Annotated in this window: 19 protein-coding genes; 11 read left to right on the plus strand and 8 right to left on the minus strand. The window is 65.3% G+C overall.

Annotated features, from left to right (window positions below; genetic code table 11):
• Nucleotides 1–409: 409 nt before the first annotated feature.
• The 4 genes from msrQ to clpB form a co-directional block, all read right to left on the minus strand.
• Nucleotides 410–1,018, minus strand: coding sequence for a protein-methionine-sulfoxide reductase heme-binding subunit MsrQ (gene msrQ / locus BUR94_RS15140; protein WP_074257016.1), 609 nt, complete (start codon nucleotides 1,016–1,018; stop codon nucleotides 410–412).
• 7 nt (nucleotides 1,019–1,025) lie between these two features.
• Nucleotides 1,026–1,934, minus strand: coding sequence for a protein-methionine-sulfoxide reductase catalytic subunit MsrP (gene msrP, locus BUR94_RS15145; protein ID WP_074257017.1), 909 nt, complete (start codon nucleotides 1,932–1,934; stop codon nucleotides 1,026–1,028).
• A 108-nt stretch (nucleotides 1,935–2,042) separates the two neighbouring features.
• Nucleotides 2,043–3,533: an FMN-binding glutamate synthase family protein gene (locus tag BUR94_RS15150; RefSeq protein ID WP_074257752.1), complete on the minus strand. Its 1,491-nt coding sequence runs from the start codon at nucleotides 3,531–3,533 to the stop codon at nucleotides 2,043–2,045.
• Between the two features lie 667 nt (nucleotides 3,534–4,200).
• Nucleotides 4,201–6,816 (minus strand): ATP-dependent chaperone ClpB, encoded by a 2,616-nt coding sequence (clpB, locus tag BUR94_RS15160; protein ID WP_074257019.1) that lies wholly within the window; start codon nucleotides 6,814–6,816, stop codon nucleotides 4,201–4,203.
• 221 nt (nucleotides 6,817–7,037) lie between these two features.
• Between clpB and BUR94_RS15165 the strand changes: the two genes are divergently transcribed.
• Entirely contained in the window at nucleotides 7,038–7,238 is a 201-nt protein-coding gene (locus tag BUR94_RS15165) for a hypothetical protein (RefSeq protein WP_074257020.1), read from the plus strand.
• Between the two features lie 119 nt (nucleotides 7,239–7,357).
• On the opposite strand, the gene BUR94_RS15170 is transcribed toward BUR94_RS15165, so the two are convergent.
• The 3 genes from BUR94_RS15170 to BUR94_RS20765 form a co-directional block, all read right to left on the minus strand.
• The gene (locus BUR94_RS15170; protein WP_074257021.1) at nucleotides 7,358–8,503 is read right to left on the minus strand and encodes a saccharopine dehydrogenase family protein; all 1,146 of its coding nucleotides are present in this window, start codon (nucleotides 8,501–8,503) and stop codon (nucleotides 7,358–7,360) included.
• Complete coding sequence (locus tag BUR94_RS15175) at nucleotides 8,500–9,543, minus strand: saccharopine dehydrogenase (protein WP_074257022.1); 1,044 nt, start codon at nucleotides 9,541–9,543, stop codon at nucleotides 8,500–8,502. Before BUR94_RS15175 ends, BUR94_RS15170 begins: the two co-directional genes overlap by 4 nt.
• 67 nt (nucleotides 9,544–9,610) lie before the next feature.
• Nucleotides 9,611–9,766 carry a hypothetical protein gene (locus tag BUR94_RS20765; protein ID WP_175570480.1) on the minus strand — a complete coding sequence of 52 codons (156 nt, stop codon included), beginning with the start codon at nucleotides 9,764–9,766 and terminating at the stop codon, nucleotides 9,611–9,613.
• A gap of 119 nt (nucleotides 9,767–9,885) precedes the next feature.
• Between BUR94_RS20765 and BUR94_RS15180 the strand changes: the two genes are divergently transcribed.
• The 6 genes from BUR94_RS15180 (at nucleotide 9,886) to BUR94_RS15205 (ending at nucleotide 15,082) form a co-directional block, all read left to right on the plus strand.
• Nucleotides 9,886–11,904, plus strand: coding sequence for an AMP-binding protein (locus tag BUR94_RS15180; RefSeq protein ID WP_084193061.1), 2,019 nt, complete (start codon nucleotides 9,886–9,888; stop codon nucleotides 11,902–11,904).
• 33 nt (nucleotides 11,905–11,937) lie between these two features.
• Nucleotides 11,938–12,756 carry an ABC transporter ATP-binding protein gene (locus tag BUR94_RS15185; RefSeq protein WP_074257024.1) on the plus strand — a complete coding sequence of 273 codons (819 nt, stop codon included), beginning with the start codon at nucleotides 11,938–11,940 and terminating at the stop codon, nucleotides 12,754–12,756.
• Nucleotides 12,757–12,832: 76 nt separating this feature from the next.
• Entirely contained in the window at nucleotides 12,833–13,315 is a 483-nt protein-coding gene (locus tag BUR94_RS15190) for a hypothetical protein (RefSeq protein ID WP_074257025.1), read from the plus strand.
• Nucleotides 13,312–13,830, plus strand: a complete 519-nt coding sequence (locus BUR94_RS15195) for a hypothetical protein (protein ID WP_139301295.1) — start codon at nucleotides 13,312–13,314, stop codon at nucleotides 13,828–13,830. Before BUR94_RS15190 ends, BUR94_RS15195 begins: the two co-directional genes overlap by 4 nt.
• 4 nt (nucleotides 13,831–13,834) lie before the next feature.
• Entirely contained in the window at nucleotides 13,835–14,821 is a 987-nt protein-coding gene (locus BUR94_RS15200; RefSeq protein ID WP_074257027.1) for a branched-chain amino acid ABC transporter permease, read from the plus strand.
• A gap of 3 nt (nucleotides 14,822–14,824) precedes the next feature.
• Nucleotides 14,825–15,082 (plus strand): hypothetical protein, encoded by a 258-nt coding sequence (locus tag BUR94_RS15205; RefSeq protein WP_074257028.1) that lies wholly within the window; start codon nucleotides 14,825–14,827, stop codon nucleotides 15,080–15,082.
• A gap of 10 nt (nucleotides 15,083–15,092) precedes the next feature.
• Here BUR94_RS15205 and BUR94_RS15210 read toward each other — a convergent pair whose 3' ends face one another.
• Complete coding sequence (locus tag BUR94_RS15210) at nucleotides 15,093–15,404, minus strand: hypothetical protein (RefSeq protein WP_074257029.1); 312 nt, start codon at nucleotides 15,402–15,404, stop codon at nucleotides 15,093–15,095.
• Nucleotides 15,405–15,557: 153 nt separating this feature from the next.
• Here BUR94_RS15210 and BUR94_RS15215 point away from each other — a divergent pair, with 153 nt between their 5' ends.
• From BUR94_RS15215 to BUR94_RS15230, 4 genes are all read left to right on the plus strand, one after another.
• Nucleotides 15,558–16,634 carry a branched-chain amino acid ABC transporter permease gene (locus tag BUR94_RS15215; RefSeq protein WP_074257030.1) on the plus strand — a complete coding sequence of 359 codons (1,077 nt, stop codon included), beginning with the start codon at nucleotides 15,558–15,560 and terminating at the stop codon, nucleotides 16,632–16,634.
• Nucleotides 16,635–16,781: 147 nt separating this feature from the next.
• Entirely contained in the window at nucleotides 16,782–18,065 is a 1,284-nt protein-coding gene (locus BUR94_RS15220) for an ABC transporter substrate-binding protein (protein ID WP_074257031.1), read from the plus strand.
• Nucleotides 18,066–18,168: 103 nt separating this feature from the next.
• Nucleotides 18,169–18,996 carry an ABC transporter ATP-binding protein gene (locus BUR94_RS15225; RefSeq protein ID WP_074257032.1) on the plus strand — a complete coding sequence of 276 codons (828 nt, stop codon included), beginning with the start codon at nucleotides 18,169–18,171 and terminating at the stop codon, nucleotides 18,994–18,996.
• Between the two features lies 1 nt (nucleotide 18,997).
• Complete coding sequence (locus tag BUR94_RS15230) at nucleotides 18,998–19,567, plus strand: hypothetical protein (protein ID WP_074257033.1); 570 nt, start codon at nucleotides 18,998–19,000, stop codon at nucleotides 19,565–19,567.
• Nucleotides 19,568–19,569 lie beyond the last annotated feature (2 nt).

Below are 19,569 nucleotides of genomic sequence, written 5' to 3' on the forward strand. Positions count from 1 at the left end.
GGGGGTATTTACGGATCAGGGCCGGACCCCGCAAGGGCTTTTTTGGAGAAAGATGACATTTTTTTAGCGCCCGCGCGAAAACCCAAGAAAACAAGGGGTTTGCCGCGCCGTTTTTTCTTCACGGCGGCGCGAGGACGGACTTCTGGCCCTGGCCCCTGGCCAGAATCGAGGCGATTTGCGACTTATCCACAGACTCGGACGTAGGGTCACCCGCGGTTCCGCCCCCCGAGAATCCGGAATCGAGGCCCAGATCGCGTGAATCGGAGCGGCCGACTCCCCTGAATCGGGGCGCGCCGGCGCCAGGAATCGTCCTCAAGGGCAAAAAATCTTCGAGTCACCACCGATTCACGGGCCGGATTCGGGTGGCTGAAGGCTGATTCAGGAGTGTTGCCCCGAGTCAGGGGGCGATTCAGGCGGTGACGGCCCGCTTGCGAGGCTTCGGAATCACGCGAAGCGCCAGGATCCCCAGGATAGCGCCCATGTAGAAGAGCGGCTCCGCCTGCCAGCCCTTCGCCAGCCACACCCAGTGCAGGCCGCCCAGCAGCACGGCCGGGTAGACCAGCTTGTGCAGCTTGCGCCACCGCGCACCGAGTCGGCGGACAGAGAGGGTGTTGGAGGTCACCGCCAGCGGAATCAGCAGGACGAACCCGATGAAGCCGATGGTGATGTAGGGCCGCTTGACGATGTCGCCGAGGAGCTGGCCCCAGAGCAGCGACATGTCGAGCACAAGCCAGGTAAGGAAGTGGAGCAGGACATAGAAGAATGCCACCACCCCGACCGCACGCCGGAACTTCAGCAGGTTCAGCCCGGCCCACTTTCGGAGCGGCGTGATTGCAAGCCCCGCGATCAGCAGCTGAAGTGCAAACTCGCCCAGGCTGTGTTCCAATGCCTTGATCGGCTCCGGCCCGCTTGCCCCGGTCGCGCCTTGCCACAGCCAGAAGGCTGCCGGAAGCGGGGCCACAAGGTAGGTGATCCAGGCGGGCACCTTTCGGAGCGTGGTGTTCAGGGCGTCGATCATCGGCAGGTCAGTAGTTCTTGGCCAGGTCCATGCCGTCATAGAGCGCGGCCACGTCTTCTTCGTAGCCGTTGAACATCAGCGTGTCCTGCCGCTTGGCGAAGAGGCCACCACCGATGACCCGCTCGGAAGCCTGGCTCCAGCGCGGATGGCTCACTTGCGGGTTCACGTTGGAGTAAAACCCGTACTCGCGTGCGTTCAGCTTGTTCCAGGTCGTCGGCGGCTCGTCGGTCACCAGGCTGATCCGCACGATCGACTTGATCGACTTGAAGCCATACTTCCACGGCACAACGAGCCGGATCGGCGCGCCATTCTGGTTGGGCATCGGTTTGCCGTAGATCCCGGTTGCCATCAGCGTTAGCGGATGCAGCGCCTCATCGAGCCGCAGGCCCTCGACATAGGGGAACGGAATCACATTTCGTTTCACGCCAGGCATGTTCTCGGGCTGGACGACGGTCTCGAAGGCCACGTATCGGGCGCCCTCCTGCACACCTGCCTTGGCCAGCAGGTCTGCCAGTTCGAAGCCGTTCCACGGCACCACCATCGACCAGGCCTCGACACAGCGAAAACGATAGATCCGCTCCTCCTCGGTCAGCCCTTCGGTGAGGTCGTTCAGAGAGTAGCTGCCCGGCCGGTCCACCATGCCGTCGATCTCGATCTTCCAGTCCGAGGTGTCGAGCGCGCCTGCGTTCGCTGCCGGATCGTTCTTGCCGGTGCCGAACTCATAGTAGTTGTTGTAGCTCGCTATGTCCTCGAAGCTGTTCGGCTCAAGCTCTCCGGTCGCAGCCTGGGCCCGGCCCGCCACGGCACCGGCCATCCCGGCCGCCGTCAGACCGGCAATGATCTGGCGCCTGTTGAGCCAGATAGGCTCGGGCGTCACCTCGGCTTGCGTGAGCGTGTTCTTCCAGCGGTAGGCCATCGTCGTCTCCTTTTGTCCCCACTCACTATATAGAGTGCGAAACTTGAAACATTTTTCACGAGCCGGTTTGCTTACAGGATCGTCAGAGGCTGAAACACGGCGCGCAGCTCATTCGGGCGGCGCGTTGAAGCTGGGAAGAATTCGGTTGAACGGGATCGAGGTGCCATCGGGCTGCACCAGCCGCACATGACGCCGCCGCATCAACCGTGGCTCTGCCACGCCGACCGAATGCGCGATGGTCTCGACCTCCTTGATGACCGCCTTGGCATATTGCGCCACCTTCTTGTCCTTGTCCTCCACCACCAGGCCCTTCTGGAACCGCGGGTTATGAGTGGTAATGCCCGTCGGGCAGGTGTTCCTGTTGCATTTCAGCGCCTGGATGCAGCCGAGCGAGAACATGAAGCCCCGTGCCGACGTCACGAAGTCGGCGCCGAGCGCCAGCGCCAGGGCAACGTCGCCCGGGTTTACCATCTTGCCGCTCGCCACGAGGCGAATGCGCTCCTTCAGACCGAACTCGTCGCGCAGGTTGTTGAACACGGGCAACGCCTCGCGGATCGGCATGCCGACAAGATCCATCAAGGGCATCGGCGCCGCGCCGGTGCCACCCTCGCCACCGTCCAGCGTGATGAAGTCGGGCGCCGCCTCCTCGCCCCGCTCCTCGATCAGCCGGAACAACGGCCGCCAGACCTCGACATTGCCGATCACCGTCTTGAAGCCCACCGGCTTGCCGGTCACCTCGCGGACATGGGCGATATGGTCGAGCAGGTCGGCCCAGTCGTCGATCTCGGGGTGCCGGTTGGGCGAGATCGAATCCTCCCCCGCCCGGATGCCCCGGATCTCGGCAATCTCCGGCGTCACCTTGGCGGCGGGCAGAATGCCCCCCTTGCCCGGCTTCGCCCCCTGCGCAAGCTTCAGCTCGATCATCTTGATCTGAGGGTTCGCGCCAAGCTCCCTCAGCTTTTCGTCCGAGAGGTTCCCGTCATGGTCGCGCACACCGTATTTGGCAGTGCCGATCTGGAACACGAGGTCACAGCCCCCCTCGAAGTGGTAGGGGCTCACCCCGCCCTCCCCCGTGTTCATCCATATCCCCGCCATTTTGGCGCCCCGGCTCAGCGCCCGGACGGCAGGCTTGGAGAGTGCGCCGTAAGACATGCCGGAGATGTTGAAGATCGACGGCGCGATGTAGGGCTCGCGGCAGTACGGGCCGATCAGCATCGGCTCGGTCGAGGCAAACTGGTCATCGAGCGGCGGAAAAGCGGCGTTGACGAAGAGCGGCGTGCCGACAACGCTTATGTTGCGCGTCGACCCGAAGGCCACGGTGTTCGACGCACCCTCGCTCGCATGTTTCACCCAGTCCCGCTGCGCCCGGTTGAACGGCAGCTCCTCGCGGTCCATCGCAAAGAAATACTGCCGGAAGAACTCGCCCAGCGTCGAGAAGAGATGCCGGAACCGGCCCAGCACCGGGTAATTGCGGCGGATGGCATCCTGCGTCTGGGTGATGTCGGTGATATAGAGGACGGCAGCGCTCAGGATGATAACACCGATCGCCACCAGCAACCCGAAGGCCAGCACCTGAAGCGCCCAACCCGCCCAATCCATGAACCACATCGCCCTGCCCTCCCGGTTTTGCGGCAAGGATGCGCCGGGGCGGCTCCGGGAGGCAAGCGATCAGACCAGAATACCCAACCGCTTGCCGAGAAACGACAGCCGCCAGGCCGGACCGATCAGCAGGAACTGCACATCCTGGAAGAACTAGAGCGTCTTGCCCCCCACCTTGTGGTCCGAGAACTGGCCGAACCACGCCAGCACGTAAGCGGGCCCCCGATCTGCCAGACAGGAATATCGGTTACCGTGTCGAGCGGCAGCGTCAGCCAGTAGCACAGCCCGGCGTAGGCCGCGAAGCCCACGGTCCGGGTCGGCAAGAGGATGACTCGGTATAATAGAGAGAGCGCCAGAACGATCGTCAGCCAGTTGAGCCAGGCGATCCCCGCCATGAAGTCCGGCGCCAGAGGACGTGCCCCGTATTCCGACGGGAGCGCGTGGATCTTGCGTACCATCGCAGCCTCCTATCTGACGCGGCACCAAAGCGCCTATCGCGCCAAGCCCGGGCCCCGGCGAGGTTGGACCCGCCGCGATGGCAGGCCGATGTCGCACGCAGCTCCTGAGAGCACCGCGCCCATCGTCTTGCTTCCCATGCAAAAGGCCCCTCCCGTCCAGAAGGGGCCTCGATGCGCTTGGGCGGGCGGGCCACCTGCATCAAAGGTGCTCAGTGAACCACGGCATCATCCGGGCGGGGCCGGTTGGAGCCGGTGACCTTGTCACCGATGATCAACCCTTCGGCCCCGGCACTCACCGTCACGGTATCGCCATCGCCCACGTCACCGGCGAGCAGCATTTCGGCCAGCTCGTCCTGCAACGCGCGCTGGATCACCCGCTTCAGCGGACGGGCCCCGAATACCGGGTCATAGCCCTCGTCGGCCAACCACTTCTGCGCGCCCTCGTCCAGCTCCAGCCCGATGTTGCGCCGCGCGAGCCGCTTGCGCAGGAGGCCGAGCTGGATCTGCACGATACCATCCATGTCGCCCCGGCTCAGGCGGTCGAAGATGATGGTCTCGTCCAGGCGGTTCAGAAACTCGGGGCGGAAATGCGCCCGCACCGCATCCATCACGTCGCGCTTGGCCTGACCGGCATCGGCCCCGTCCGGCAGCTGACTAAGCGCCTGTGCACCCAGGTTGGAGGTGAGCACGATCAGCGTTTGCTTGAAGTCCACCGTGCGGCCCTGGCCGTCGGTCAGCACGCCATCATCGAGCACCTGCAGGAGCACGTTGAACACGTCCGGATGCGCCTTTTCGACCTCGTCGAACAGCACGACCTGGTAGGGACGCCGCCGAACCGCCTCGGTCAGCACGCCGCCCTCGTCGTAACCCACGTAGCCCGGAGGGGCACCGATGAGCCGGGCAACGGCGTGTTTCTCCATGAACTCGCTCATGTCGATCCGCACCATGGCGCTGTCATCGTCGAAGAGGAACTCGGCGAGCGCCTTGGTGAGCTCCGTCTTGCCCACGCCGGTCGGCCCGAGAAAAAGGAAGCTGCCCAAGGGACGTGCCTCGTCATTCAGCCCGGCACGCGCCCGACGCACGGCGTTCGAGACCGCCCGCACCGCCTGGCGTTGGCCGATGACGCGCTTACCGATCTCATCTTCCATGCGCAGCAGCTTCTCGCGCTCGCCTTCCAGCATCCGGGCAGTTGGAATGCCCGTCCAACGCTCGACGACCTCGGCAATCTGCTCCGGCCGGACGGCCTCCTCGACCATCACGTCACTTTCCGAAGCTTCGGCCTCGGCCAGCTGCTTCTCGAGGCCCGGAATGACGCCATAAGAGAGCTCACCTGCCTTGGCGAGGTTGCCCTCGCGCTTGGCCTGGTCGAGCTGGGCGCGGGCGTGGTCGAGCTGCTCCTTGATCTCACGGGCCGACTCGAGCTTGTCACGCTCGGCCTGCCACTGCGCAGTCATCTCGGCGGATTTCTCCTGCACCTCGGCCAGCTCCCTCTCGAGCTTCTCGAGACGGTCCTTGGAGGCCTGGTCGTCTTCCTTCTTCAACGCTTCGGCCTCGATCTGCATCTGCAGGATCTGCCGGTCGAGCGCGTCGAGCTCCTCGGGCTTGCTGTCCACTTCCATCCGCAAGCGCGACGCCGCCTCGTCGACAAGGTCGATCGCCTTGTCGGGCAGGAAGCGGTCGGTGATGTAGCGGTGCGACAGCGTCGCCGCAGCCACGAGGGCCGAGTCGGAGATGCGCACACCGTGGTGCAGCTCGTATTTCTCCTTGATGCCGCGCAGGATCGACACGGTATCTTCCACCGTCGGCTCCTCAACCATCACCGGCTGGAACCGCCGGGCCAGAGCGGCGTCCTTCTCGACGTGCTTGCGATACTCGTCGATTGTGGTCGCACCGATGCAGTGCAGCTCACCGCGGGCCAGCGCAGGCTTCAGCAGGTTGGAGGCGTCCATCGCGCCATCTGCCTTGCCGGCCCCCACCAGTGTATGCATCTCGTCGATGAACAGCACGATATCGCCCGCCGCGGCCTCGATCTCCTTCAGGATCGCCTTCAACCGCTCCTCGAACTCGCCGCGATACTTGGCACCGGCAATCAGCGAACCCATGTCGAGCGCCATCAGGGTCTTGCCCTTCAGGCTCTCCGGCACGTCGCCGTTGATGATGCGAATGGCGATGCCCTCGGCGATGGCGGTCTTGCCGACACCGGGCTCACCGATCAGCACAGGGTTGTTCTTGGTCCGGCGCGATAGCACCTGCATGGCACGGCGGATTTCCTCGTCGCGCCCGATGATCGGGTCGATCTTGCCGTCGCGGGCCCGTTCGGTGAGATCGAGCGCGTATTTCTTGAGGGCGTCATAGCCCTCCTCGGCACTCGCGGTATCGGCCGTGCGACCCTTGCGGATGTCATTGATCGCGCCATTGAGGTTCTGGGCCGAAACCCCGCCCGCCTCCAGCGCCTGCTTGGCGCCCGAGCGCACGACGGCCAGCGCCGTCAGAATGCGCTCCACCGGCACAAAGCTGTCGCCCGCCTTCTTGGCGATCTTGGACGCCTCGTCGAGCACCTTGCCGGTCTGGCTGTCGAGATACACCTGCCCTGCATCGCCCGAGACCCGGGGTTGCTTGGCCAGCGCCGCATCGAGCGCCTCGACCACGCGAGAGGGATTGCCGCCCGCACGTTTGATGAGGTTGGAAGCCAGGCCCTGCTCGTCGTCCATCAGGGCCTTCAAGAGATGCTCGGGCACCATCCGCTGATGGTCTTCCCGCATCGCGATAGTCTGCGCCGCCTGGATGAAACCGCGAGACCGTTCCGTGAACTCGTTCATGTTCATCGGTCATTCTCCTTTGTTAAGCGCCCAGTCATGAGGTCTGCCCGCCCGGCGGCACAGACCCGTTTCGGGCCTTCGGGTTCTATTTGGGGATGGCTGTTGCGGGTCTCAAGGGGGCCATGTTCCGACGAATCACTGTTTCGTGACGCCCTGTGGAAAACTTTCTGGAACCACCCCACATGTAGTTGCGTTCTACTATCGAACCACAGGATGAGGAGGCAGAGATGCCGATCACCGGACCACAGATCGACCACGTCATCTACGACCCGGCCCTGCGCCGCTTCGAGGCCGACGTCAGCTTCACGACCGGCACGCCACTGCGCCGCAAGGTGCATGTGTCGATCCCCGGCCACGTGCAGTGGGGGCACCAGAAGATGGTCTCCGAGCTGGTCGCCGCCGGCCAGCGGGCACTTCAGGGCCGCTAGAGTTTTTTGACGCGGGTCTGCCCGGGCCCGCCATATGGCGATGGGTTGCTGCCTGGCCCATCTCCTGTCCCGGCCCGTCTTCGCATGTCCCCTACAGCGAAGGCGGGCCTCTTTTTTTCTCAGGCGAGGTGATCGACAACCATCAGGTGCTGGGCCGTGGTGTGCACGCGGTCGAGCCAGCGGGTCACGAGGCGCGGGTCGGACGGCGCGGCGCTCACGCCCGGCGCGATCTCTCGGGCCAGCACGGCTTCGACCGCCAGCGCCACCGTGTCGCTCACCAGCCGCGCCATCGCCGATCCGCGGGCATCGCCCCAGGCATCCATCGCGTAGGTCTTGTGATAGACCGGCACGCCGTCGCTCAGCGCTTCCAGCGCCACGCACAACACCACCCGGTCGGGCTCGCCTTCGTCATAGGCGTGCTTTTCCCAGAACTCGGCGGCCATCTCCGCCAGCCGCGCATCGAGCTCGGGCTTGCCTTCCAGCCGCTCGACCTCGGAAAATACACCCTTCCAGGCCTCAGCCCAGCCGATCAGCCGCAACGTGCCGCGCACGAAATCCTTGACGGTCCAGCCCGGCTCGAAGCCGTATTCCTGCATGAAAGGCAAGCTGTCGCGGTTGGGATAAACTTCGAAGCTCTCGGGTGTGGCGAGAGGCGCATCATAGCGGCTGAGCGCATCCCACGGGCGCGAAACCCGCAGTTCCGAATGGCTGCGGATCGAGACCGAGGGCGATTTGAGCGCCTTCAGCACGCCCAGCGGCGACCAGCTGAACTTGTAGCGGAAGGCATTGGGCACTTTCGGGATGCCGCCGCAATAGCTGATGAAACTCAGCACGTTGTCGGGGCTGAAGCTGTTGGACGCCCGGTAGTCGGCCATCAGCCAATGGGCCATCAGGTGGTCGATCCCCGGGTCGAGGCCCACTTCGTTGACAAGCCGCAGACCCTTCTCCGTGGCCATCCCGTCCAGCGCCCGCATCTCGGGGCTGATGTAGGACGAGGAGACGAAGTTGGCGCCGCTCTCGAGGCAGAGCCTGGCAAGCGGCACGTGATGGTCGCCCGGCAGCATCGACACGACGACATCGCCTTCGGCCAGCACCGCTTGCAGCGCGGCCATGTCGAAAGTGCGAATGTCTTCGGTCAGGTCGCCCACCGCCGCGCGGGCCTTGGCCTCGGTGCGGTTCCAGACTGTCACGTCGTCGCGCTCGGACAGCAGCCGCCTCAAGCCGGGAATGGCCGAAAGGCCCGTGCCACACCAGTGAACCGTCATGCCATATGGTCCATGAAGGTTGCTTCTGCCCGGCCCCAGACGCCCTTGTCGGTGTCCGAGAGCCGCAGGAGGTGGGGCAGCATCTGTCCGGCAAAATCCTCGCTCGACTCCTTGGGAAGCAGCGAGGGCAGGTTGTCGATCGCCATCACGTCGAGCACCGGGGTTTCGGCCACCCGGCGCACCGGCGCGGCCCAACTGGTGACCGCGTCGTAGACGGGCACCGGGTTGAAATCGCTCGTGGGGTCGCAGGAGATATCGCCGATCGCGGTCAGCCCGCGCGGGCAGGCTGCGGCCTCTCTCGGCACGAAGATGGGCGTATTCGGCCCGGCCAGCACGCAATTGAGAAAGATGTCGCGCCGCAGGATCTCGGGAAATGGGCCACCCGCGGCGGTATCGGCAATGTCCCAACGCAGCGGCTCGATGCCGATTGCCGCACACATGTCGCCCGCCCCGGTGCCAACGCGACCCAGCGCGCCGACGATGAGCGCCTGCGGCAGGCCGAGCCCGTCGAGTTCGCCCGCGACCTCGCGCACCAGCGCCCCCTGCTCCTCCCATTCCTTAACCGGCCCGCAGATTTCGCCGCGCTGCGCGGCCGCCCAGGCCTTCAGCGTGACAGCCGCGCCGACAAAGCCGGCCCAATAGCCGAAGGCCGCCACGCGGCGGCCGGTCTCGTCGGTCAGGTACTCGAGATCATAGAGCATGCCGCCGCCCGCGCCGAAGCGCTTCAGCAGCGCTTGCCCGGCCGGCTGGCCCTTGTAGGCATGGCCAAACATGATGTGGCGATGGGCCAGCGGCGTGCCATCCTCGGGCAGTTCCTTCAGCCCGTAGATCAGTGCATCGGCGGGTGCCTCGCGCCAGCTGCCGCGCGGGGCGATCTCGGCACCGGCTTCTCGGTAGTGCGCGATCGGGATGATGCGGTCGGGGCTTTCCTCCACTGTCACGTGAATGCCCTGCGCCTTTAGCACTTCGACGCCCTCGGGCACGAGGCCCACGCGCCGTTCGTTCTCGCGCTCTTCGGCACGGACCCAGAGGTGAACCATCAGACTTCCCCGCAAGTTGCCGCCCGACATAACCGCCTTGCGCCGCCGGGCGCAATCGAGTCGCCGCTCAGAACAGCCCGCGCAGCGCCGGAAGCACCCCGGCTGCGACGAGCCCGACGAGCAGACCCAGGCCGAACCGGGCCGGCATCCGCCAGTGGACCGGAACGAAGCCGGCCAGCAGGCCGCAAACAACGGCGTAGTAGGCGAGTGAAACACCGTCCAAGCGTCAGGTCCTCCCCAGTTTCGGAACCGCGTTTCGCATGTATTGAACAGTCGTTCAAAAAATCATTTGACGCATGCCCCGTGCCTTGCCCATAGTATCGGCCAATCAACGTCGGGCCAATGGCCTGGTGCCTGGGGAGAGGCACCTTCTGGGAGGAGACATTGACGGTGACGGCAACGCCCGAGGGCGACTTGAAATCCATACCTGCGCTTCTGGCGCGAAACGCGCGCCAGTTCGGCGGCCGCCCGGCCTTCCGCGAGAAGGAGTTCGGGATCTGGCAGAGCTGGACCTGGGCCGAGACCGCCGAGGAGGTGGAGGCGCTGGCGATGGGGCTCATCGCGCTGGGGCTGAAGCCGGGCGACCACCTTGCAATCATCGGCCGCAACCGCCCTGCCCTCTACTGGTCGTTTGTCGCCACGCAGAAGTGCGGCGCTGTGCCGGTGGCGCTCTATCAGGACGCGAATGCCGAAGAGATGGCCTATGTGCTGGAGCACTGCGGCGCGCGCTTCGTGATCTGCGGCGACCAGGAGCAGGTCGACAAGGTGATCGAGGTGCAGGAGACCGTGAAGGGCATCGACCAGATCATCTACGTCGACAAGCGGGGCCTCAGAAAATACGACCACACCCACATGAACGCCTATGCCGACGTGCAGGCCGAGGGTCGGGCGGGGCACCATCGGCTCGAGCCGATCATGCGCGAGCGCGAGGCCGGGCTGGGCTATGACGACACCTGCGTGATGCTCTACACCTCCGGCACCACAGGCAAGCCCAAGGGCGTGGTGCTTTCCAACCGCAACATCATCGAGACCTCGAAGAACTCCGCCGGGTTCGACAACCTGACCGAGAAGGAAGAGATTCTCGCCTACCTGCCGCTGGCCTGGGTGGGCGATTTCATCTTCTCGGTGGGGCAGGCCATGTGGGCCGGGTTCTGCGTGAACTGCCCCGAGAGCGAAGCCACGATGATGACCGATCTGCGCGAGATCGGTCCGACCTACTACTTTGCACCGCCTCGGGTGTTCGAGACCCAGCTGACCAACGTCATGATCCGGATGGAAGATGCCGGGCGGCTGAAAAAATGGTTGTTCGACAGGTACATGGCCCATGCCCGCAAGGTCGGGCCTAAAATTCTCGACGGCAAGCCGGTGAGCGCGGCGGACCGGCTGAAGTACCGGCTGGGCGAGCTCTTCATCTACGGGCCGCTGAAGAACACCCTGGGCTTCAGCCGGGTCCGGGTGGGCTACACGGCGGGCGAGGCGATCGGGCCGGAGATCTTTGATTTCTATCGCTCTTTGGGGATCAACCTGAAGCAGCTCTACGGCCAGACGGAGGCCAGCGTCTTCATCACCCAGCAGCCCGACAACGAGGTGCGGGCCGACACCGTGGGGGTGGCCTCGCCGGGGGTGGAGCTGAAGATCGCCGAAAGCGGCGAGGTCTACTACCGCTCGCCGGGCGTTTTTGTGGAGTACTTCAAGAACGCCGAGAGCACGGCCTCGACGAAGGATGCCGAGGGCTGGGTCGCCACCGGCGATGCCGGCTTCATCGAGCCCGACACAGGCCACCTGCGCATCATCGACCGCGCCAAGGACGTGGGCAAGCTGGCCGACGGCCGGATGTTTGCCCCCAAGTACGTGGAGAACAAGCTCAAGTTCTACCCCAACATCCTCGAGGCCGTCGTGATCGGCGCCGGCCGCGACCGCTGCTGCGCCCTGATCAACATCGACCTCGGCGCGGTGGGCAACTGGGCGGAGCGCAACAACATCGCCTATGCGAGCTACCAGGAGCTGGCGGGGCACCCGGATGTGCTCAATATGATCCAGAAACACGTGGAAGAGGTTAACGCCTCGGTCGCGCAGGACGAGATGCTCTCGGGCTGCCAGATTCACCGCTTTCTGGTGCTGCACAAGCAGCTCGATGCGGATGATGGCGAGCTGACCCGTACGCAGAAGGTGCGGCGGGCGGTGATCGGCGACAAATACGCCGACCTGGTGGCCGCGCTCTATGACGGGTCGGAGTCCGTCTACACCGAGACGGAAGTGACCTACGAGGACGGCCGCAAGGGCAAGATCAAGGCCACGCTGGAGCTGCGGGACGCCAGGGTGCAGCCCGCAGGCGGCACCGCAAAGGTGGCCGCGGAATGAGTGATTTTCGGCGCGAAATCGGGGAGTTGACCCATGCTTGACGGGCAGGAGAGCACCACCACCGCCGACGGGCGCACGATTGGCGGCGTCATGATGGAGATGCGCAACATCACCCTGCGCTTTGGCGGGGTGGTGGCGATCAAGGATATCTCCTTCGACATCCGCGAGGGCGAGATCCGCGCGATCATCGGGCCGAACGGGGCCGGAAAATCCAGCATGCTCAACGTGATATCGGGGTTCTACAACCCGCAGGAGGGGGAGGTCTGGTTTCATGGCGCCAAGCGGCCTCCGATGCGGCCCTATGAGGTGGCGCGGCAGGGAATTGCCCGGACATTTCAGAACATTGCGCTGTTCGAGGGCATGTCGGTGCTCGACAACATCATGACCGGGCGTCTGGGCTTCATGAAATCCGGGATGCTGGCCCAGGCGATGTGGTGGGGCAAGGCCCAGAGAGAAGAGACGGAGAACCGGGAAGCCGTTGAAAAGATTATCGACTTTCTCGAGATCCAAGCCATTCGGAAGACCCCGGTGGGCCGCCTGCCCTACGGGCTGAAAAAGCGCGTGGAGCTCGGCCGGGCGCTGGCCGCCGAGCCCAAGCTGCTGCTGCTCGACGAGCCGATGGCAGGCATGAACGTGGAGGAGAAGGAGGACATGAGCCGCTTCATCCTCGACGTAAATGACGAATATGGAACGACAATTGCCCTGATCGAGCACGATATGGGCGTGGTCATGGACCTCTCCGACCGGGTCGTGGTGATGGATTACGGCAAGAAGATCGGGGATGGCACGCCCGACGAGGTGCGCAACAACCAGGACGTCATCGACGCCTATCTCGGAGTTGCGCATGATTAGAGAGTCCGTCGCGTTAACCGGCGCTCATGTGCGAGGACGTGGGATACACAACCCATGCACAACCCATGCACAACCCATGCATACGCGTTTTGCGCTGGCCGGACTCGTCGCGGTGTTAACCTCTCTGTACGGTGCCCCGGCGCGCGCGGCGGAGTTTTCGGACTATCTGGCCTATTGCACCGAGGCCATCGCCACCGGCGACCCGACCGGCCCGCGCCTGCCCGAGGCCGTCGAGGCCAACGAGGCGGGCGCGATGATGGCGGGTGACGGGCCGCTGCCCCACTTCCGCCTGCGCCGCGACAACCGCGGCGACTGGGTGTGCGAGGTGGGCGGCGCCTCGGCCACCGAACTGAACCGCCGGCTCGAGGACTTTCTCGACGAGGTAAACACGGTCGACCGCTACCGCTCGACCTTCGGCGAGAACCCCTATGTGGCGGCGACCGTCTGCGTCGGCCCCAATGCGGTGGCGGTGATCGTCAACGGCCCGCTCAGCGACGAGCTGAACATGGGCACCGCCGTGTTCTCGGGCGGCATGGTCAGCGCGGGGTGCGCGGCGTGAGGCTGGCGGCACTCCTCCTCGCCGCGACGGCGGCCCCGGCGGCGGCCAACCCGGCGGCGATCGGCGAGGCGCTGGCGCTCTGCATCGAGGTGGTGAAGGAGGAGAGCCCGCAACCGCTGCTGGATGCCGGGCTCGAGGTACTGACGCGGCGCGACGCGCCGCCGCAATGGTCGATCTCCGCCGTCTCGCCCGCCGGGATCGGCGAGATCCGGGCTGGAATGGACGAATACGGCGGGCAGGCGCAGACCGAGGAGTACTATTGCTACCTCCACCTCCCCGCCGCCAATGGCTCGGAGGCGATGCGCTGGGAGAAGCTCGGGCTGGGGCCGGTCATGGCGCTGACGGGCGAGGGTTTCGAGCAGTATGACGGCTCGCCGGTCGCGCCGAGGCTGAAATCCTGCGCCTGGCTGAGCAAGCCGATCTACCTGAACTTCTACCATTCGGAGAACGTCGGGGCCGTGCGCGCGCAGGTGACCGACATGGCCCCGCGCGACCGCGAGCCCTGCAAGGAGTGACCTGATGCCCGATCAGCTGTTGTTTGCCATGGAAGTCACCCTGAACGGGCTGATGGCGGGCGTGATGTATGCCCTGGTGGCGCTGGGGTTCGTGCTGATCTTCAAGGCCAGCGGCATCTTCAACTACGCGCAGGGCGTGATGGCGCTCTTCGCCGCGCTCACGCTCGTTGGCCTGCAGGACGGGCAGGTGCCGTTCAGCCACCTGATCAACGCGATCTTCGGGACCGACCTGCACCACTTCGGCTGGCACCTGCCCGCGATCGTGGCGATCGTCGGCACGGTGCTGATGATGGTGCTCTTTGCCTGGGTGGTGAACCATCTGATCCTGCGGCACCTGGTGAACCAGGAGCCGATCATCCTCTTCATGGCGACGATCGGCCTGGCCTACTTTCTGGAAGGGTTCGGCGACATGATGTGGGGCTCCGACATCAAGAAGCTCGACGTCGGCCTGCCGCAGGGGATCAACCTGTGGATCGACGAGACCACCTTCAACTGGTTCGGCTACGGGTTCTTCATCGACAACCTCGACATCGTGGCAACGATCATCGCGGCGCTGCTGGTGACGGGGCTCGTGCTGTTTTCGCAATACACCAAGCAGGGCCGGGCGCTGCGCGCCGTGGCCGACGATCACCAGGCCGCGCTGAGCGTGGGCATCAGCCTGCGGTTCATCTGGGTGCTGGTCTGGGGCATTGCCGGGTTCGTGGCGCTGGTCGCCGGCATCATGTGGGGCACCAAGTCGGGCGTGCAGTTCAGCCTGAGCCTGATCGCGCTGAAGGCCCTGCCGGTGCTGATGCTGGGCGGCTTCACCTCGATCCCCGGCGCCATCGTCGGCGGGCTCATCATCGGGGTGGGCGAAAAGCTCTTCGAGTTCCTGGTCGGGCCGCTGGTGGGCGGGGCGACGGAGAACTGGTTTGCCTATGTGCTGGCGCTCATCTTTCTCGTCTTCCGGCCGCAGGGGCTGTTTGGCGAGAAGATCATCGAGAGGGTGTGACGGATGGCCAGGGTTATCGCGGTTCTCAACGTCATCGCCTGGGGCGGGTTCTGGGCCTTCGGCTACATCGCGCTGACGACCGAGCCCACCGAGACGCGGCAGATGATGATCGCCCTGGTGCTGGCGGTGGCCGGTGCGGGCGTGGGGCTCTGGGCCTACCTGCGGCTGGTGCGCGAGAGCGAGCGGCGCGGCTATGCCCGCCCGCGGCGGCACGTTCTGCCCGAGCACGAGACACCACCGGGCACGGAGGGCGGCGCGTGAACGGCGCGGCCTACTCCTGCCCCTGCGTGGCGGCAACAAACACACCCAGGGCCACGGCCCCGAGGCCGAGCAGGATGATGGCCGCCTGGGAGGAGACCCCGAAGAACACCGCGATGGCCACCAGAAGCACGGCGGAAACGATGATATATGGCATCAGCCCGCGGATGACTTCGGTGCAGGCGGCGCAGATCCGGTCGACGCAACGGCCAAAGACCCCCTTGGGGGCCTTCTTGGGCTCTTCCTTTACTGCCGGCAGCTCTTCCAACGGGTCGATCTGGGCCTGCGGCGGCAGCGGAACGAAGCGATTCTTCGAATCCGGCATCTCTGTCCTTTCGGCAGCCCGGTTCAGGGCCGATCCACGAAATTTGAACAAAGATTGCGGCAGCCGCGGGGCGGCATTGTCTCGAAAGCAAGAAAACATCGAAGCGCGGGGCGCGCAGACTGGCCCGTTTCCGCGCGGAAGGGGAGGCCACTGATGCTTTACCGTGAGGCCGGCGACTTCAAGACCAGCTACGCCGAAGACAACCAGACCTTTCCGATCAAGTTTGACCGGTGGCGCTACTACGCGGTGCTGGCCATCGCCTTCGGGGTGATCCCTTTCCTGATCAACGACTACTGGGTGAACGCGGTCTTCCTGCCCTTCCTGATCTATTCCATCGCGGCGATCGGGCTGAACATCCTCACCGGCTACTGCGGACAGGTGAGCCTCGGCACCGGCGGGTTCATGGCGGTGGGGGCCTATGCCTGCTACAAGCTGATGACCGCCTTTCCCGAGATCAACATCTTCTTCCACGTCATTCTCGCGGGCGGGATCACGGCGGGCGTCGGCATCCTCTTCGGGCTGCCCTCGCTCAGGATCAAGGGCTTCTACCTCGCGGTGGCGACGCTGGCGGCGCAGTTCTTTCTCGTCTGGCTCTTCAACCGGGTGCCGTGGTTCTACAACTACTCGGCCTCGGGTCAGATCTCGGCGCCCGAGCGCACCGTCTTCGGGATCGAGGTGACCGGCCCCAACACGCAGGCCTGGGCGAGCTACCTGTTCTGCCTCGTCTTCGTGGTGGCGCTGGCCTGGCTCGCGCGCAACCTGACCCGCGGCACGGTGGGCCGGAAGTGGATGGCGATCCGAGACATGGACATCGCCGCCGAGATCATCGGGGTGAACCCGCTGGGCGCCAAGCTCTCGGCCTTCGCGGTCTCGTCCTTCTTCATCGGGATCGCGGGGGCGCTGTTCTTTTCGGTCTACCTCGGCGCGGTCGAGGTGGGGGAGGCCTTCGGGATCAACAAGAGCTTCCTGGTGCTGTTCATGGTCATCATCGGGGGCCTGGGCTCGATCTTCGGCTCCTTCGCGGGGGCGGCCTTTCTGGTGTTGCTGCCGGTGCTGCTGAAGAACATCCTCGTCGGCACGCTGGGCTGGCCCACGGACCTCGCGGCGCACCTGGAGTTCATGATCGTGGGCGCGCTCATCATCGTCTTCCTGATTGCCGAACCGCACGGGCTGGCGCAGCTTTGGCGCGTGGCGAAGGAGAAACTGAGGCTTTGGCCCTTCCCGCACTGAGCGGGGCGGGCGGTGGGCAGGTTGCCCACCCCGCGGATGCCCGCACCAGCGGGCGACGGGCTGGCCCACCGCACGGGCCGAAGAGGAGGAGACCGGGGCAAACCCCGGCGCAACGGAACATTGGACCAACCAAGGGAGGAGACCCCGATGAAGAAGACACTCATGACGCTGGCGCTGGGCGCGGTGATGGCCGCCGCTCCGGCGATGGCGGAGATCACCATGTCGGCGCTCAGCTACCGCACCGGCCCCTATGCCGCCAACGGCATCCCCTTTGCCGACGGCTACCAGGACTACTTCACCCTGCTCAACGAGCGGGACGGCGGCATCGGCGGCGAGAAGATCAATCTCGTCGAGTGCGAGACCGGCTACAACACCGAGAAGGGCGTGGAGTGCTACGAGGCCACCAAGGGCCAGAGCGTGCTGGTCTACCAGCCGCTCTCGACCGGCATCACCTACCAGCTGATCCCAAAGGCCACCGCCGACGGCATCCCCATGCACACCATGGGCTATGGCCGGACCTCCGCCAAGAACGGCGCGGTCTTTCCCTGGGTGTTCAACTACCCGGCCAACTACTGGGACGGCGCCTCGATCGCGATCACCCATATCCTCAACGAAGAGGGCGGTGACCTGAACGGCAAAAAGGTGGCGCTGGTCTATCACAACTCCGCCTATGGCAAGGAGCCGATCCGCACGCTGGAGGAACTGGCCAAGAAGCACGGCTACGAGCTGATCCTGCTGCCGGTGGATCACCCCGGCCAGGAGCAGAAGAGCCAGTGGCTGCAGGTGCGCCAGCAGCGCCCCGATTACGTCATCATGTATGGCTGGGGCGTTATGAACCAGGTCGCCATCCAGGAGGCCGTCAACATCCGCTTCCCGATGGACCACTTCATCGGCATCTGGTGGTCGGGTTCGGAGAATGACGTGCTGCCCGCCGGTGACGGCGCCAACGGCTACAAGGCGCTCACCTTCCACAACCTCGGCAAGGACTACCCGGTCTATGCCGATCTCCAGACCCATGTCGTCGACAAGGGCCTGGCGGCGGGTGCGGGCGACCAGCTCGGTACGGCACTCTACAATCGCGGCATGTATGCGGCGATGCTGGCCGCCGAAGCCATCAAGACCGCGCAGGAGATGACCGGTGCGACCGCCATCACCCCGGCGCAGATGCGCGACGGCATGGAGAACCTCGAGATGACCGAAGCCAAGATGGAGGCCCTCGGCCTGCCCGGCTTCGGCCCCGAGTTCAAGGTGAGCTGCGAGAACCATGGCGGCAACGGCTTTGGCGCCGTGGCCCAGTGGGATGCCGCCGCCGGGAGCTGGAGCCTGATCACCGACTACTACCAGTCGGACCAGGAGGTGATCGCGCCGCTGATCGAGGAAGACAGCGCCGCCTATGCCGCGGAAACCGGCATCGAGGCCGGCTGCATGTAGGCCAAGCTTCCCCGGCCGTGGCGCTGGCTGCGGCCGGGGATCAACTGAGTGTTCTCGGCAAGGAAATGGGGCAGGACGGCGCCCCGGATGCGAAAGGTGGATCATGTTGGATGGGCCGGACCAGGGCAGCGACACGCTTCTGGAAGTGAACAACATCGAGGTGATCTACAACCACGTGATCCTCGTGCTGAAGGGTGTGAGCCTGAAGGTGCCCAAGGGCGGGATCACCTCCCTGCTGGGCGGCAACGGCGCGGGCAAGACCACCACGCTGAAGGCCATATCCGGCCTGCTGCGCTCGGAGCGGGGCGAGATCACCAAGGGCTCGATCAGCTATCGCGGCGAGCGGCTCACCGGCGAGGACCCGGCGGCCCAGGTGAAGGCGGGCATCATCCAGGTGATGGAAGGCCGGCACTGTTTCGAGCATCTGACGGTGGAAGAGAACCTGCTGACCGGCGCCTACACGCGGCGCGACGGGCGCGGTGCCACCGAGGCCGACCTTCAGATGGTTTATGACTATTTCCCGCGGCTCAAGGAGCGGCGGAAGAGCCAGGCGGGCTATACCTCGGGCGGCGAGCAGCAGATGGTGGCCATCGGCCGCGCGCTGATGAGCCGGCCCGAGACGATCCTGCTCGACGAGCCCTCGATGGGCCTTGCGCCGCAGCTGGTGGAGCAGATCTTCGGCATCGTGAAGCGGCTGAACGAGGAGCAGGGCGTGACCTTCCTGCTCGCCGAACAGAACACCAACGTGGCCCTGCGCTTTGCCCATTACGGCTACATCCTCGAGAGCGGGCGGATCGTGATGGACGGCCCCGCCGCCGAGCTGCGCGAGAACCCGGATGTGAAGGAGTTCTACCTCGGGATGAGCGAGGAAGGCCGGAAGAGCTTCCGCGACGTGCGCAGCTATCGCCGCCGCAAGCGGTGGCTCGCCTGAGTTGGGCGACCGCGTCTGGTACATCGCGCGGCCCGGCCCGACGCCCGAGGATGCAGAGGCCCGGATCGCCGGGCTGATCTCGGCCATGAGGGACGCCGGGCTGATCGCGGGCGAGGAGGCTCCGGAGGCGATTCTCGGGCCGCCGGAAGGGCCTGTCTATTGGCCTGGTCCAAGGGCCGAAGACGGGTTGCCCGAAGGCCTCGGGCGGTTCACCGATCTCGATTGCTGCGGCGTCGAGTTCATTGCCCGACCGATCTTCAACTGGGGCCCGCTGAATGTGGATGCCTTCACCGCGCCCTGCTGCAGCGCCGAGCTTGCGGCCTCCGAGGTGATCGACCGGCTCGGCACGGCGGCGGGCGCGAACCGGGATTTTTCAGCCACGGCCATTGCCTGCCCGCGGTGTGGCGCGGCCAGCGGCGTGAACGACTGGGTCAGGGGCGGCTTCCTCCTCGCGCGCTGCGGGGTGGGACTGTGGAACTGGCAGGTTGCGACGGGCGTGCTGGAGCCGGTGCGCAGGCTGGCGCGCGCGGCCTTCGGGCCCGAGCTGGTCGAGGCCGGCTACAAGATCTGAGC

This window comes from Vannielia litorea, assembly GCF_900142295.1.
In the GTDB taxonomy this organism is placed as follows: Bacteria; Pseudomonadota; Alphaproteobacteria; order Rhodobacterales; family Rhodobacteraceae; genus Vannielia; species Vannielia litorea.

Bases quoted from the DNA above. Each gene is read 5' to 3' on its own strand.
- msrQ (WP_074257016.1), bottom strand. From the start codon at position 1,018: ATGATCGACGCCCTGAACACCACGCTCCGAAAGGTGCCCGCCTGGATC.
- msrP (WP_074257017.1), bottom strand. From the start codon at position 1,934: ATGGCCTACCGCTGGAAGAACACGCTCACGCAAGCCGAGGTGACGCCC.
- BUR94_RS15150 (WP_074257752.1), bottom strand. From the start codon at position 3,533: ATGGATTGGGCGGGTTGGGCGCTTCAGGTGCTGGCCTTCGGGTTGCTG.
- clpB (WP_074257019.1), bottom strand. From the start codon at position 6,816: ATGAACATGAACGAGTTCACGGAACGGTCTCGCGGTTTCATCCAGGCG.
- BUR94_RS15165 (WP_074257020.1), top strand. From the start codon at position 7,038: ATGCCGATCACCGGACCACAGATCGACCACGTCATCTACGACCCGGCC.
- BUR94_RS15170 (WP_074257021.1), bottom strand. From the start codon at position 8,503: ATGACGGTTCACTGGTGTGGCACGGGCCTTTCGGCCATTCCCGGCTTG.
- BUR94_RS15175 (WP_074257022.1), bottom strand. From the start codon at position 9,543: ATGGTTCACCTCTGGGTCCGTGCCGAAGAGCGCGAGAACGAACGGCGC.
- BUR94_RS15180 (WP_084193061.1), top strand. From the start codon at position 9,886: ATGGCCTGGTGCCTGGGGAGAGGCACCTTCTGGGAGGAGACATTGACG.
- BUR94_RS15185 (WP_074257024.1), top strand. From the start codon at position 11,938: ATGCTTGACGGGCAGGAGAGCACCACCACCGCCGACGGGCGCACGATT.
- BUR94_RS15190 (WP_074257025.1), top strand. From the start codon at position 12,833: ATGCATACGCGTTTTGCGCTGGCCGGACTCGTCGCGGTGTTAACCTCT.
- BUR94_RS15200 (WP_074257027.1), top strand. From the start codon at position 13,835: ATGCCCGATCAGCTGTTGTTTGCCATGGAAGTCACCCTGAACGGGCTG.
- BUR94_RS15205 (WP_074257028.1), top strand. From the start codon at position 14,825: ATGGCCAGGGTTATCGCGGTTCTCAACGTCATCGCCTGGGGCGGGTTC.
- BUR94_RS15210 (WP_074257029.1), bottom strand. From the start codon at position 15,404: ATGCCGGATTCGAAGAATCGCTTCGTTCCGCTGCCGCCGCAGGCCCAG.
- BUR94_RS15215 (WP_074257030.1), top strand. From the start codon at position 15,558: ATGCTTTACCGTGAGGCCGGCGACTTCAAGACCAGCTACGCCGAAGAC.
- BUR94_RS15220 (WP_074257031.1), top strand. From the start codon at position 16,782: ATGAAGAAGACACTCATGACGCTGGCGCTGGGCGCGGTGATGGCCGCC.
- BUR94_RS15225 (WP_074257032.1), top strand. From the start codon at position 18,169: ATGTTGGATGGGCCGGACCAGGGCAGCGACACGCTTCTGGAAGTGAAC.